Below are 15,388 nucleotides of genomic sequence, written 5' to 3'. Positions count from 1 at the left end.
CATTTCCACTGAAAACAACCGTCCGATGTCTTTCTATGGAAAAGTAAACTTGATCAAAACCTTTGGTGATAATGGTACCATTCATATTGGTAGAAATTTTGACCTTGATCCTATGGGACCTGCAATTGAAGGTGGCGTTGGCATTAATGCGCAACTGTCTCACAATTTCTCCCTTCATGGTGATGTCAGCTATCAACAAAAGCTTCAAAAAACTGGTATAAGTGGTGCAAGCTTTTCAGGAGGAATACGCTATCAGTTTTAAAACAAAACTGTCAAAACAGCGTATTTCTTTTCTATGCATTAACAAAAAAGGCAGCCACAATATGCTGCCTTTTCGCTTTATAAATACTAATAACACTACACTATCCCTCCTTAAGAGAGCCCTTGCTTTTTCTACTGCCTGTAAAATCAACATCCACGCGCAACGCCCATGTTTAAAACAAAGCTTGAGACGCATCAGTGCTGTATTAGCAGCTCCAGCTTTTGTATGACAGATGGGAGCGAGGATATTGCGTATTTCTGTTTGTGTAATCTCTGAAATAGGCAGACAGCCTAATTTGAGGAGAATATGGAGTTTTAAAGGTGAAAACCAGTTTCCATCTTTACCATCATTTTTAATTCAGCTTTACAACTTTCAAAAGCATCTAAGGCAATGTCTTTTAAGTAATGGAGATTACGCATTGCCTCACGTTTTCGTTTCTCACGTTCTTTAATGGGGGCACACCCCTCACGTAAAACAGCACGCCACCCAGTTGCCAATTCACGAGCTTGTTTTAAAGGGACATCTCTCAAGGCACCCAAGCCCATTTCACGCCGGCGCCCCCCCCCGTGAAAGATATAACGGTAAAGCCATTGAGTACCACCATCTTTACGTTTGTGAAGGAGCAAGCCGGCACCATCATTATATTTTCCAGCTCGTGGGTGTTGCTAAAGCCCTTGGCTCTTGAGACGATTCATAAGAGACATTTTTGGTCCTTTCTTATACATTTTTTACCCACACGCCAGCCCCGCTTGTGGTGTGCAAGAGAATGGTTTTTCTTGATTTAAGACAAACAGGTTTAAAATGATAAAATCTTACGTTATTCAGAACTCTAATTCAATGAAAGTACCGATAAATTATCTTTATAAATTATTACATTATACCATTTTTATCAAGATAAAAGATAAGGTATTTTTATCTAGAATATGTCACAAAGTATGCAGCCTTTTCGAACATGAAATCCATTTTTTCCTGAAGTGTTTTCTTTTCTACTTAAATACAATTTTCCTCCTCTTCACATGGGTTGCGCAGCTATTCATCATCGAATTTGCCCATAAAGCTAAAAAAGTGTATTTTTAGATAATATAAAGATAACAGCATTAAGAATAAATCTTAAAAAATAGAAGATTTCTTGCTTTTTCACTTATGGAAGTACAGAAACTCTACCGTTTGATTATGCTCCTCTTTGAAGATAGATATGGTGCTAATATGCGCCATAGAGCTGTCCAAGCAAAGATGATATTAGAAAAATGAAAAGTTAATCACTACACATTTGAAATAGATAGGAACCTACAGCCACTCTCATTCACTCCAAAGGATATAGAAAATGAAAAAAAGCACACTGGATAAATCATCAATCATAGCTTACAATATAACAGAGCATAATGGTGTTTTCATATGGCTACACTCTTCCCTTGTGATATCTGTACAGCAGATATCTCTAAAACTTCTATAAAAAATACTATTAAAGTTATGCTGTAAAAATGTTAATTGCCTCAACAATTATTTGTCAAAAATTTGCAAAGAATAATCAGAGAACTAACCTTTTGAACCACGAACATAATTTGTGTGCTAAGGATTTGATTTTTACCAACTTTTAACATATTGATGATCTTAAAATTAAATCAGACAGCCTCCCCAGTTAGTCCGGATAGGTAGGTATCTAACAAAAACTATTGTTAGGACCGTAGAAGATTGTACCCCATCCTTGTATGAGAAAGTGAACTTCCTTAAAAAACTTTGATATTGATGATACTAAACAGATTGGTATTCATTTTTACCTTAATCCGATAGATCCTGCCATTAAAGGTGCGTTTAGCACAATACACAGTTATCTCACAATTTAACCTTCTATATTGATGTAAACTATCAGAAAAAATTTTAAAAGACGTATAGCCGAGACAAGTTTTTCTGATAGAATACACTACCAATTTTAATATAAAATTATAAAAAAATAAGCATATTGATCCGTTTACTATTAACAAAAAAACGGAGTGTATTTTTTTGTTATTTACAATCTATTATAGCAATAAAATAAATTCTTTCTTTACGATGTGTTGTCGCTATCTATAAAGATTTATTTACACTTCCATTGCTGGTTCTTCTAAACAAACAGTTTTGAGAAAATTAATGCATGAAAAGAAAATCTAACAACAAGCGCTTTATCTTTCACATACAAAACGCTCAAGAAAGCTAATTATTTCATTTATAAAATGAAATAACTCAATAAAGTTCTTTTTGTATCAATAAAAGATGTTTTAAATGAAATATTCAAAATATTGATTTATAATGATAATTTAGCGTTACTTTCATTGAGTTAGAGTTCTGAATATCGTAAATTTCTCTCATTTAAAATCTGTTCCATGTTGAACTAATCAAAATCATTCACTTACACATTACAAGCGGGACTGGCGTGTGAAGCAAAGTTATATAAGAAAAGCCTAAGAATTCCTCTCATGCACCGCCTCAAGTGCCAAAGGCTATCCACACAACATTGGGAGCTAGCAAAGTATGTAATGGGGTTGCTCTTTTATTAAGCCGTAAAGGTATCGGCTTGCTCCTTCGTAAGCATAAAGATGATGGGACTCTATAGCTTTAGCGTTATAGAATTCATGAAAACCATCGCGAAATGGGCTGTGCGACCTTAGAAAAATGGACTTTGCTACCCTTAAGGAAAAGCTTCTTTAAAGAAAGCCTGTGAATAGCCCCCTCATCACTTCTTCTAGCAGAGAAAATTTTCTGATCGTCTTGGTGAGTACATCAAATAATACATCTCAATGCGATAGAGCTTTTATAGCGATTATCTTTAATAGACAGTTTTTAAATATCATACTTCATAGTGCTTTTAGCATAAGCTTAACCAAGCTAGGTTTTATGAAATCCACTTTTCTCGACTTTTTATGATCATGAACAAATTTTTCTGAAGCAAAACTTCAAATCATAGAGAACACCATAAATATAATTCGTTTTGTTATTTACAATAAAAACGTAATGATATAAAAACTGATCGGGTACTTGCGCCATCAGGGGAATGAAGTAAGCATCAAAGCATACCAAATACTAAAGGCATATCTATGTGTAAGAAATATATTTATAAGAAAAATTTTTTGTTATGTACAATTGCTGGAACTTTCATTTTTTCTCATTTTGCTCCAACTTATGCAAATAGACAACCTCCTGAAATTATTAGTGAGTTTAAGCTGGAGAAAGGAGAAGAAAAAACTCTTAATAATGTTTTTATCCGCAATGGACCGAGCGCAGTGTATGCCAAAGAAAAAGCAATTGCCACAATTACAAACTCAACAATACATTCAGCTTCGTTTGCTTTTGCTGCATCACAAGGTGGACGTATTAATGCTAAAGAAGTGAAAGTCAATGCCTTGGATACTGGTCTATCAATTGAAAACGGTATCATTAACATTGAAGATTCATTCATAGAAACCAAAAGAAAATCCGGTATTGTTTTTCATAGCATAAATTATCTGAAAGATGGTGAAGAAGTTATCAATAAGGCAATTCTTAACAATACAAAACTTCTTGTGAGAAATGGTATCGGTATTTTAGGACCGTCATCTTCAAAGTCTGTTGCCGAAGTTCAACTTAGAAATTCAGAAATTCGTTCTGATGTATTATTAAAAAACAATGTAAAAAAGAAAACAGATTCAGATCCTCATCCTGTGACTTTTGTGTTAACTGCCGATAATTCGATTATAGAAGGAAGAGCAAGAACCTTAGCAGTAAATACGACTGTTTTTAATTTAAACAACAATAGCAAATGGTATTTAAATGTAAGTCAATACGACATAAATCGTGATTTTAGTCCATATAATTATGCACTCCATGACATTAAGCAACGAGCTCTATCTACCGTTTCAGTACTGAACTTTAGTAATAGCTCTATTGTGTTTAATGCGCCACATAGGCTGGCAAAGAGTCAATATCAAACCTTGAGTGTAGGACGAACAATTGAGTTCCCTAATCCACGCGAAAACAGGGAATCTGCTATAGAAACCGTTTATAATGCAGTAGGCAATGCAAGGATTTATTTCAATACAGAATGGAGTGATGGTTTAGAAAGAGAACAACAAAAAACGGACCGCCTTCTTATCCATGGAGATGTATCAGGCACCACAACAATTAGTTTCAATAGCCTTTCAAAAGGTGTGTCATCAAAAGAAGAAGCTTCTATTCCCGCGAATATGCGTGGACTGTCGCTCATTCAAGTATCTGGAAAAACAGATGAAAATGCCTTCAAACTAGCAAATGGCTATGTCACAATGGGCGGCTTGCCTTATAAATATGTCTTAAATGCCTATGGACCGACATCACGTCTTGGAAAAGCAGAGAGCACACAAAGCCATTTAGGAGAAGTAAGTCAACAATCACAAGAAAAGGACTCAAAAACCGACATGACCTTCGCTGCATTTGGCGGAATAGCTTTAAGGGATGAGAATAATATAAAAGCTGAATCAACACCAAATTCTGAGCAAATAGGGAGCATACAAAACCATTTGAGGAAAAATCAGAATTCTTGGGATTTTCGCTTGCAAAGTGCAACGCTCGATGATGAAGGAAAGATCAGAGCTCTCGTTCCTCAAGTGGCAAGCTATTTGTCCATGCCTAACGCACTATTCTCAGCTGGACTGGCTGATGTAAACAATCAAAACACTTTACTGAACACGATACAAGAAACAGGCTTTGAGAAAAAAAATCATAAAAACAAAGGGATCTTCTTCTCGACTTATGGCAATAAAATGACATTATCCTCTCACCGTACGCCATTACAATATGGCTATGGTGCCGATATTCACTATGCTTCTTTACAAGCAGGCTTTACATTAGTAGCTCTAGAAGATCAAAACATGACCACCAATGTGGGGCTTTTCGGGACATATGGGAAATTAGCTTTCACCCCAAAAGACATGGAAGGTGCTGACAAGAGTACACTCAATAAATGGTCAATTGCTGCATATAGTGGACTGCACCATAATAATGGTACATATATCCATGCTCTCTTTTCCTATGGAATGCTCAAGGGAGATATCACCACAGCTCTCATAGGAAAGACTGCAGAATTGAAAAACGCTGATACATTCAGTGCATCGGCGACCATTGGACAAAAGTTTGAAACCAGTACGAAAGGATTGGTCTTTGAACCACAAGCACAAGTTGTTTATCAGCGTCTCATGCTTGGCACACTCTCAGATGTCGATGGGTTTGATGTAGATATGGGAAATCCTTATCAATGGTTAGTGCGTGTTGGTGGGCGCTTAACACAAACGACGATTTCTATTGAAAAAGGCAGTATGCTTTCTTTCTATGGTAAATTAAATATTGTTAAAGCTTTTTCTAACAATGGCACCATACAGATTGGTGAACCATTCCACCTTGATTCTATGGGAGCTGCCCTTGAAGGTGGACTTGGTATAAATGCACAATTATCACAAAATATCGCCCTTCATGCTGATGTTAACTATCAACATAAGCTTCAAAAAACTGGTATATCAGGAGCAAGCTTTTCAGGTGGAATACGCTACCAGTTTTAAGAAAAAGCAAAAAACAATTTATAGTCTATTCATTTTTAATAAAAAAGCAGTACGAATGTGCTGCTTTTTTCAATCTTTCGGAAAGAGGCATCAATGATGGTTCTTTCTATACAGCTTTCTTGAAAGGATTAATTTCATTCAAACCAAATGCAATAAAACTCTTTATCTCTTAATGACTGTTGAAGTCTTTAGAGAGCAGCCTTTTTGATTTATAAAAATCGAATGGATTCAATAAAAATTATTGTATATCGATAAAAAATACAAAATATTTTGATTTTTAGCACTTTAAAACAAAAATACTTATCAAGCTCGATTTTATGAAGTCCATTTTTCCCGACTTTTTATGACCATGAAAAACGCTTTTCTTTAAAAAACTTTAAATCATAGAGAACACCATAAATATAATTCGTTTTGTTATTTACAATAAAAACGTAATGATATAAAAAACTGATCGGGTACTTGCGCCATCAGGGGAATGAAGTAAGCATCAAAGCATACCAAATACTAAAGGCATATCTATGTATAAGAAATATATTTATAAGAAAAATTTTTTGTTATGTACAATTGCTGGAACTTTCATTTTTTCTCATTTTGCTCCAACTTATGCAAATAAACAACCTCTTGAAATTCCTACGGTCCAAGTAGCTAATGGAGAAGAGAAGAGCCTTCATAATGTTTTTGTTCGTGGTAAGTATGATGCCGTGGTTGCTAAGAAAGGTCATATTGCCATTACAAACTCAGTAATGCACTCAGGCTTTACTTTGCTTTCTGCAACATCAGGTGGTCAAATTAATGCCAAAGGAATTGTGGGAGAGGCAAAAGAGCATGGTTTGTCACTCACAAACGGCACAATCCATATTGAAGATTCAACATTAAACGTCATAGGCCACGGCAAAGCCTATGGTATCAACTTTGGTTATATTGCAAGCTCTACAATAAAAGAAGGAGAAGAAGTTGTAAACAAAGCAATCCTTAATAATACAAAACTTCTTGTAAACGACGGTGTAGGTATTTTCGGACCTTATTATTCCAAAGCTGTTGCTAATGCAGTGTACCTTAAAAACTCAGAAATTCGTTCTGATATGTTATTAAAGAATGACGTTTTACCCTTCTTCAAGATTCAACCTACTACTTTTACATTAGACGCTGATAATTCGATTATGGAAGGAAGAGCCAAAACGTTTCCTCAAAATACAACGGTTTTCACCCTAAACAATAACAGCAAGTGGCATTTAAAAATTAGTCTATTTGAATTGGAAGATAGTTTTAGTCTATTTGATTACAAGCTCCTTGATCTTAAGCAACGAGCACAATCAATCGTTTCAGTCCTAAACCTTAATAATAGCTCTATCATATTTAATGCGCCGCATAAACTAGCAGACAATCATTATCAAACCTTGCATGTAGGAAGACATCCACAAAAAGCAGAGCAAAACAGAAGCGCCGATGCAACAACGGTTTACAATGCATTGGGCAACGCAAGGATTTACTTTAATACCGAATGGAGTAATGGTCTTACAAAAGAACAACAAAAAACTGACCGTGTTCTTGTTCATGGTGATGTCTCAGGCACCACAACGATCTATTTCAACAATCTTTCAAAGCATGCAGAACCATTCGATGATGAAGAAGATTCAATTCCTTTGAATGCGCGTGGTCTCTCACTTGTTCAAGTGTCTGGAAAAGCAGAAGAAACCGCCTTCACGCTGGCAAATGGCTACACCACAATGGATGGATTACCCTATAAATACATACTCAATGGCTATGGACCAACATCCAGCCGTGGGAAAGCTGATAGGGCACAAAGTCATTTAAGCGCAATACCACAAGAATCAAAAAAGCAAGATGCGCAAAATACCAATGCATCATCTCTTGGAAAAGAAAACAACGGACAAGCTCCCTTGGAAGAAAATGAGAATTTCTGGGATTTCCGCTTGCAAAGTGCTACTCTCGATGATGAAGGAAAGATCAAAGCTCTTGTTCCTCAAATGGCAAGCTATTTGGTTATGCATAATGCAATATTCTCCTCTGGCTTGGCTGATATAAATAATCAAAATATACTGTTAGATAATATGCACTCAACAGTTTTCGGATTAGAAGGTCATAAACAGAAAGGGATATTTTTATCGACTTATGGCAACAAGATGACGTTATCTTCCAGCCGTAGTCCATTGGAATATGGTTATGGTGCTAATGTTCACTATGCTGCTATACAAGCAGGCATGACATTAGCAACGTTAGAAAATCAAAATATGACCGCGAATCTTGGTCTTTTAGGCACATATGGAAAGCTCGCTTTTGCGCCAAAGGATATGGAAGGTTCTGACAAAAGCATACTGGATAAATGGTCCTTTACGGCCTATGGGAACCTCCACCATGACAGTGGTATCTATGTTAATGCACTTTTCTCTTACGGCATTTTAAACGGACATATTACAACAGCCCTTATCGGCAACACCACAGAATTAAACAATACGGATACATTAAATATATCAGCTACCGTTGGGCAAAAACTAGCAACTGGTGTTGAAGGAGTGTCATTTGAACCACAAGCACAACTTATTTATCAACATATTGCCTTTGGCACTCTTTCAGATATTGATGGCTTCCAAGTTAATATAAAGCCCCCTCATCAATGGTTGGTCCGTATTGGAGGGCGTTTAACAAAAACAATGCTTCCTATTGAAAAAGATCGTGTTCTTTCTTTTTATGGTAAATTGAATGTCATCAAAGCTTTTGGTGAGAAGCGCACTATCGATGTTATGGAATCTTTCCATCTCGATTCTATGGGCTCGTCCCTTGAAGGTGGGCTTGGCATTAACGCGCAGCTTTCTAAAAATATCGCACTTCATGCTGACGTTAATTACCAACATAAACTTCAAAAAGCTGGGTTCTCTGGAATTAATTTTTCCGGTGGAATGCGTTATCGCTTTTAGAAATCTTAGCTCTCTATTTTGACGCGTAAGCAGCGCTGAGATGAAAAACAGTGCTGCTTATATTTTGCTACATTACAAAAAAACGCAATGTGTCAAAAAGTGGTTCATTTTTAGCAAAACAAAGAAAATATCTTAAGGAACATCTCTATGCATAAGAATATTTTGTTATGTACAGCCGCTTGTGCTTTATTTTTTTCTTCTTTTAATTTCACATCTACCAGCACCGACTCTGGTCTAAGCCACCAGGAACGCCATGCTCTTGAAGGGATCATGAAATTACCTGAACAATATCGCCATGCCATTGATTCAATAAACACACCAACACAAGCAGAAAAAAATCTTGAGAAGATAGCCTCTGGCGCCATGATGGAAGATAATTCGCACTTCAACCAAGCACTTGAAAATCATATGGATCGTGTAAGAGATACGATTAACAACTCTTTTGCAGGTGAAAGTCGTTACGGTTCTGATGCACATATGAACGTGGTGAACCACGAAATGGATAATATACGTACCCAAGCCATGGCAAACAAACACCATCTGGATATGCAACATATGATGAAAGCCATAGCATACCTTGAACAATTACGTCAGAACCGATTAAAAACAAGAGAAAATTTATTACGTGGCTACGACAAAGTAGTTTCCGATGCCGTGCAAGCAGAAAAAATTCTTGATGCTGATAATCAACAGCGTTTTAATACCGCGCGCCAACAATGGGTGAGCCAAGACAATCATAATTGGTTTGAACTGCAAAATAAAGCAGTACAAATAGATAGTGCTTTACAAGAACACAACAAGGAACTTTCCAATACTTTACGCAAAGCGGTATTAGAAGCTTTGAACAATAATGAAATAACCAACGTGGAGAGAAAAGGAGATATAACCTCTCCTTCATCTGAAGAGAATAGACAACCTCTTATTGTCTCCAGTACAAGACAAAGACGCTCTAGTGATAAATTACCACCCGCTCATGTTGCTGCCCAACACAAGGATAATTCAAAGGACAATTCATTCACAAGAACAGATCATGGAATGAGACAGCCTAAAATAAATGAAAATTCGCAATCTGATATTGATCCCCAAACAAACACCACTTCCTCGGAATCGAAAACGACTCTTCCATCCGAAAAAGCGCATATGAATTTGCTCCCAAAAGTTGGAAATACCGCTACCGCGGCTACAGAGAGCACCTCTAAACTTACAGATGATGATAAAGCAACCGCAACTTCTACTTCTCTTGAAGGGACAGCAAAAAGAACAATTCTTACACCACAAGAAGAAAGCTCTTTAGTCATGCCTATCGCGATGTTTGCTGTTGGGTTTAGTGATGTCAACAATCAAAATATCTTGTTAGACAATATGCAAATAACAATGTTTGAACCCAAAGATCATCCAGAAAGAAGCGTTTTCTTATCCTCTTATGGCAATAAGAGCACGTTTTCTTCCAAGGTTCAAGCAGAACAAGATGGTGTCCAAGCAGATATTCGCTATGCTGCATTGCAAGCAGGAGCAACATTAATAGCGCTAAAAGATAAAAATATCAGCAGCAACTTTGGCCTTTTCGGAACATACGGAAAATTATCTTTTACTCCTAAAAACAAGGAGAGCTTTCAAAAAAATATGTTTGATAAATGGTCACTCACCGCATATGGAAATATTCAGCATGACAGTGGCATCTATGCAAGTGCATTTCTCTCTTATGGAATTTTCAAAGAAGATAACGCCACAGCTCTCATCAAACATACCTCAAAAGTGAAGAATAGTAAAACATTAGGAGCCGCAGCAACTATTGGTCAAAAACTGTCAACCAGTTTGGAAGGTGTAATCCTAGAACCGCAAGCACAACTTGTGTATCAACGTCTCATGCTTGGTTCTTTATCAGATAGGAGTTCTTTCTCAGATGACGATAACTCTAAATCAGATGGCGATAACTCTAAAATAGACATAAGCAAACCTCATCAATGGTTGATCCGTATTGGTGGACGTTTGACACAAAACAAAGGCCATGCCCTTTCCTTCTACGGCAAACTGAACATGATCAACACTTTTAGTGAAAACTTTCCGTTTGCTGCTATGGAATCTTTAATCGAAGGTGGTTTTGGTATTCAGGCGCACTTATCGCAAAATATCGAGCTTCATAGTGATCTCAGCTATCAACATAAACTCAAAAAAGATGGCATCTCTGCAATAAATATTTCCGCTGGAATGCGCTATCACTTTTAAAAATACTTATATTCCTATCTTGAAATATAACGTGCTCTCATTATGTTTCGTTTTGTCTCTTACAAAATAAACATAATGAGGCCAAGGTTTTATCTTCTATTAAGAGAGGGGAAACATTTAGGAATACATCCATATGAAAAAAAGTTTTTTACTATACACAGTTTCTGGAGTTCTGTTTTGTTCTTCCACCAGCTTGTCTAATGCTCTTCATGATACGAATACACAACCTACGATAGCTCTCTCTTCTCTGCAACCCACTCATCAAATAGGTGCATCCAGACCTTCTAATCCCTATTCAAATGCATCATCTTCGTATCCACCTTCAACATCTAGGTCTACAAGAACGACCAGAAGCTCTTCTCCTACAGGGAGTGAATCTACAACGCCTACTTCCACGAGCACTCTACCTCCCAAAACGCAACTTGAAGGAAATACAGAAGATGTACAATCTACCCCTACAGCCACACAAGACACTATTACACAATCTCCAGCGATAGGAACAGCTTCAACGACAGGAATGGAAGCAAAATCTAGAAGACGTTCAGGGGCGCCATCCTCTTCTACAAACTCTTCCAGAAAAAAAACGCCCGAAAATTCTGCTGTATCCTCACAGTCAGAACCTACAAGCACGGAAGCTACAAGACTAACAACAGAGCTATCGCCAACGCCTAAAGAACCAGAACTCGCACAGCCAATATCTTTAAAAGTAGAAACTGGACAATCAGCATTACCGGTACCGCCAAAATTCATAAAACCAGCGCCCGTGCAATCTGCCTCAACACAAAAGGTATCTGCAAAATCAGAGCTTGAAAAACCAATATCACCAACAAAACAACCTGAAAAGCCTGCACAAACTGAGGATATAAGCTCTGGAGTTGAGGCTACAAACGGTAAGACCATAACGCTACATAACAAAAAAATTCAAGACAATGGTTTTGCTGTACATGCAGATGGAAATAATTCAAAAGTCAACATGATAGGGGGAACAGTTGATGCACGTTTTGTTGCACTAAGCGTATCAGATGGTGGAGAAATTGATGCTACAGGTATTACTGCAACAGCAGAAACAGCTGGTTTGCTAAACATGAGGGGCACAATCAAACTTAAGGATTCAAGCGTACATGTCACGGGAAATTATGAAGCAGACGGTATTATTTTCCGCAATAATCAATACTATACCCCTAGAAAACAATATACACGCAATGCTGAAAGGAATAACAATGTCGTTCAAGAACAAGCTATTCCTAATAAAGATAAAGTAACTCTAGAGAATACAAAGCTTTTTGTTGAACATGGTAGCGGTATCAACCTTTATGGAACAGGCGTAGACGGAGAAGTCAACCTTAAAAATTCAGAAGTCCATGCCGATATTTTATTAAAAAATATAAAGAACGAAAGTGCCTCCACAAACACTATTACATTAGTTGCAGACCACTCTTCTTTAGAAGGTCGGGTAAGAACTTCTAAAGATAATAGAACAGTTTTTGATCTAAAAGAGGGGACGAAATGGCTTTTAAAGGCGAATAAAAATGCCACAAATAATGATAATATTTTAAATGACTATAGACAGTTTGATGTTGATGAAAAATCATACTCTAATCTTTCTGAATTGCACCTTACAGACAGTGTCATTATGTTTGACAAGCCAATGGAGGGACATTATCAAACTCTGTTTATAGGACCTAATCTTTCGCAAGAAGACGAAACGACCCACACAGCAGCGGTTTACAGTGCAACAGGTGTTGCAGAAATTTATGTAAATACTCAATGGAATAAACATTCTCCTATCACGGAGCAACAGACTGATCGCATTGTGATTAATGGTGATGTCTCAGGGAGTACTGTTGTTCACATCAATCTCCAAGAAACAGATAAAAAAATAACCGATAGCTCTGCTGTTTGGGAAGAACGCATGGCGTCACTTCCTTTAGGGACACATGGGATTTCAATCATTCAAGTTTCCGGACAAGCAAATGAAAATTCCTTCACGTTAGCAGGAAACTATATGACAATAGGGAAACAACCTTATAAGTATGTACTTACAGGCTATAAACCTGGAACATCTCATGAGAGCCAAAATCTTTTTGGTAAAAACAGTAATTTCTGGGATTTTCGCTTACAGAATGCCTACATTGATAAGGATAAAAAGGTTCGAGCCCTTTTACCACAGGTAGCAAACTATTTAACCATATCTAATACTTTGTTTTCTGCTGGATTTACTGATGTAAACAATCAAAACACGTTGTTAGACAATATGCGCACAACAGTATTTGGGGCAAAAGACAATAAAAAAAATGGTATCTTTTTCTCTTCCTACGGCGAGAAAGTCACCTTATCTTCCAACCGCGATCCATTACATTATGGCTATGGTGCTGATGTAAACTATACTGCTTTACAAATAGGTGTCATATTAGCCGCCTTGGAAGGTAAAGACATAAGCACACATTTTGGTCTTTTAGGAACATACGGAAAACTTGCCTTTACGCCCAAAGAGATGCAAGATTCTGAAAAGACAACTCTTGATAAATGGTCTCTTGCCGCTTACAGCAGCTTCCAACATAGCAATGGTATATATCTAAACACACTTCTTTCTTACGGAACCTTAAAAGGAAATATTACCACGGCTCTTGTTGGGAATGCCGCAAAATTGGATGGTACCGAGATGCTTAATATATCTGCAACCATTGGTCAGAAATTAGCAACCAATACAAAAGGGCTGGTCTTTGAACCACAAGCTCAATTCATTTATCAAAATCTCATGTTTGATATTTTCTCAGATACCAATGGCTTAAAAGTAGACATGGGCAATCCACATCAATGGTTGATCCGTTTTGGTGGACGTTTAACAAAAACGATAATGGCTGTTGAAGAAAACAAGGCTGTTTCCTTCTATGGTAAAATGAATGTTATCAGAACTTTTGGCGATGGTAAAACAATAAAAATTGCTGATACCTTTCATGTTGATCCTACCGGCTCTTCAGTTGAGGGAGGCATGGGGGTGAACGCATATCTTTCTCAAAATATCGTACTAAACGCCGATATCAGCTATCGGCAAAAACTGCAAAAAGCCGGTGTATCTGGCACCAATTTGTCTGGCGGAATACGTTATCGTTTCTAAAGCAGAAGTTAATTTTAACTTAAATAAAAAAGCAGCACAAAGTGCTGCTTTTTTATTTAAATTTATATATATTTTTAAATTCTCAAAAATCATTATCACATCAAAGAAGATTTTGACTTATAATATTTCTTTTGCATATTGAATAAAAAACTGAATATCTTAGCATTCTCTCATCAAAATACCCCATAAAGTTTTATGTCTTATATCACCACACCTCAAGCGATGATGTTTTTACAGCACAACAGAATAAGCATTCATGCATATTTTTAAAAAAAGTCAGCCCCTTCTTCGCTGTGGACGCTCTATTTATTTTAGATGATGTGCATTTAATATACCTGCTATAAAGACTTAGTATCTGGTATAAATTCTTAAAGGCATGTTTTTCCTCTAAAATCTCAATGCTACAGCAACTCCATCATAAGACAAGCATTTGATTTATAAAGACAATTAATTGTTTTGCATGTTAAATGAGAATCCAGAATATCGTAAGATTCTTTCATTTTAGACCTGTTCCATGTTGAATCAACAAAAACCATATCTCTTGCAAGTGACAAGGGGGAAGAGCCATAGGGATAAAAAACTATTAAGAAAGGATTAAAAATGCCTCTAATGAACTATCTCAAGTGCCAAGGGCTGTAGCAACATTGGAAGAAAGCAAAGAATATAACAATATCAAATTGCTCTTTTATTAAGCATAAAGATGGTCGTACCCTATAGATTTTATATTATTTCCATGGGGACTTTTTATTATACCATTCACAAGCGCCGTTGCATCAAAGATGTCGTTGCGCCCCACAACCACCATCACGAAATAGACTTGAGAGCTTAGATATCTCTTTAAAACAAGGCCGTGAATTAGGAATAACAAATCCATTCTATTTTGAGCATTTTGTCGTGCATGAAGGACGTGCCCCCAGTAAAAAACACAATAAAAAAAGCGTGAAACAATACGTAATCTTCATTATTTAACAGATAGTGCTTTAGATATTTTTGAAAGACATAAAGCTAAATTAAAAGACGGCAGGACAGAGGGAAGCTGATTTCTCCCCCTTTATTCTTTCCCAATGAGATTGCCGCCCCATTTCAAATATTACGCCAACAAAGATATACGCAATATATCCACTCAAATCTGGATGCTCTCTCCAATCTGACATACAAAAACTAAAAACAGCAGAAAGAAAATACTAAACCGCTTTAATTTTTATCTCAAACATATAGATTTAAACAACGAACCGCTTCATATCACCACACTTCAAAGGACAATACTCCATGAGGCTTATAGGCAATACTCATCACATACTCT

At 36.7% G+C, this 15,388-nt stretch carries 5 protein-coding genes and 1 pseudogene; 5 read left to right on the top strand and 1 reads right to left on the bottom strand.

Annotated elements, in window-relative coordinates; translation table 11 throughout:
• Positions 1 to 262: autotransporter outer membrane beta-barrel domain-containing protein (locus ACFIKN_RS02310; RefSeq protein ID WP_375657855.1), on the top strand; the 262-nt coding region annotated here is incomplete at its 5' end.
• Between the two features lie 111 nt (positions 263 to 373).
• Here the strand turns inward: ACFIKN_RS02310 and ACFIKN_RS02305 are convergent.
• Positions 374 to 966, bottom strand: a pseudogene (locus ACFIKN_RS02305) (integrase arm-type DNA-binding domain-containing protein); the annotation flags it as partial.
• Between the two features lie 2,367 nt (positions 967 to 3,333).
• Between ACFIKN_RS02305 and ACFIKN_RS02300 the strand changes: the two are divergent.
• From ACFIKN_RS02300 to ACFIKN_RS02280, 4 genes are all read left to right on the top strand, one after another.
• Positions 3,334 to 5,805, top strand: coding sequence for an autotransporter outer membrane beta-barrel domain-containing protein (locus ACFIKN_RS02300; protein WP_375657854.1), 2,472 nt, complete (start codon positions 3,334 to 3,336; stop codon positions 5,803 to 5,805).
• A 518-nt stretch (positions 5,806 to 6,323) separates the two neighbouring features.
• Entirely contained in the window at positions 6,324 to 8,741 is a 2,418-nt protein-coding gene (locus ACFIKN_RS02295) for an autotransporter outer membrane beta-barrel domain-containing protein (protein ID WP_375657853.1), read from the top strand.
• Positions 8,742 to 8,888: 147 nt separating this feature from the next.
• A complete protein-coding gene (locus ACFIKN_RS02290; protein ID WP_375657852.1) occupies positions 8,889 to 10,967 on the top strand; it encodes an autotransporter outer membrane beta-barrel domain-containing protein in 2,079 nt (692 codons plus the stop codon).
• A gap of 133 nt (positions 10,968 to 11,100) precedes the next feature.
• On the top strand, positions 11,101 to 14,085 hold the full coding sequence (locus ACFIKN_RS02280; RefSeq protein WP_404977333.1) for an autotransporter outer membrane beta-barrel domain-containing protein: 2,985 nt from the start codon (positions 11,101 to 11,103) through the stop codon (positions 14,083 to 14,085).
• Positions 14,086 to 15,388 lie beyond the last annotated feature (1,303 nt).

This window comes from Bartonella sp. CL436QHHD (assembly GCF_042195105.1).
Taxonomy (GTDB): Bacteria; Pseudomonadota; Alphaproteobacteria; order Rhizobiales; family Rhizobiaceae; genus Bartonella.
Note: the sequence above shows the minus strand (reverse complement) of the source record. Positions and strands in the feature narration are given on the sequence as shown.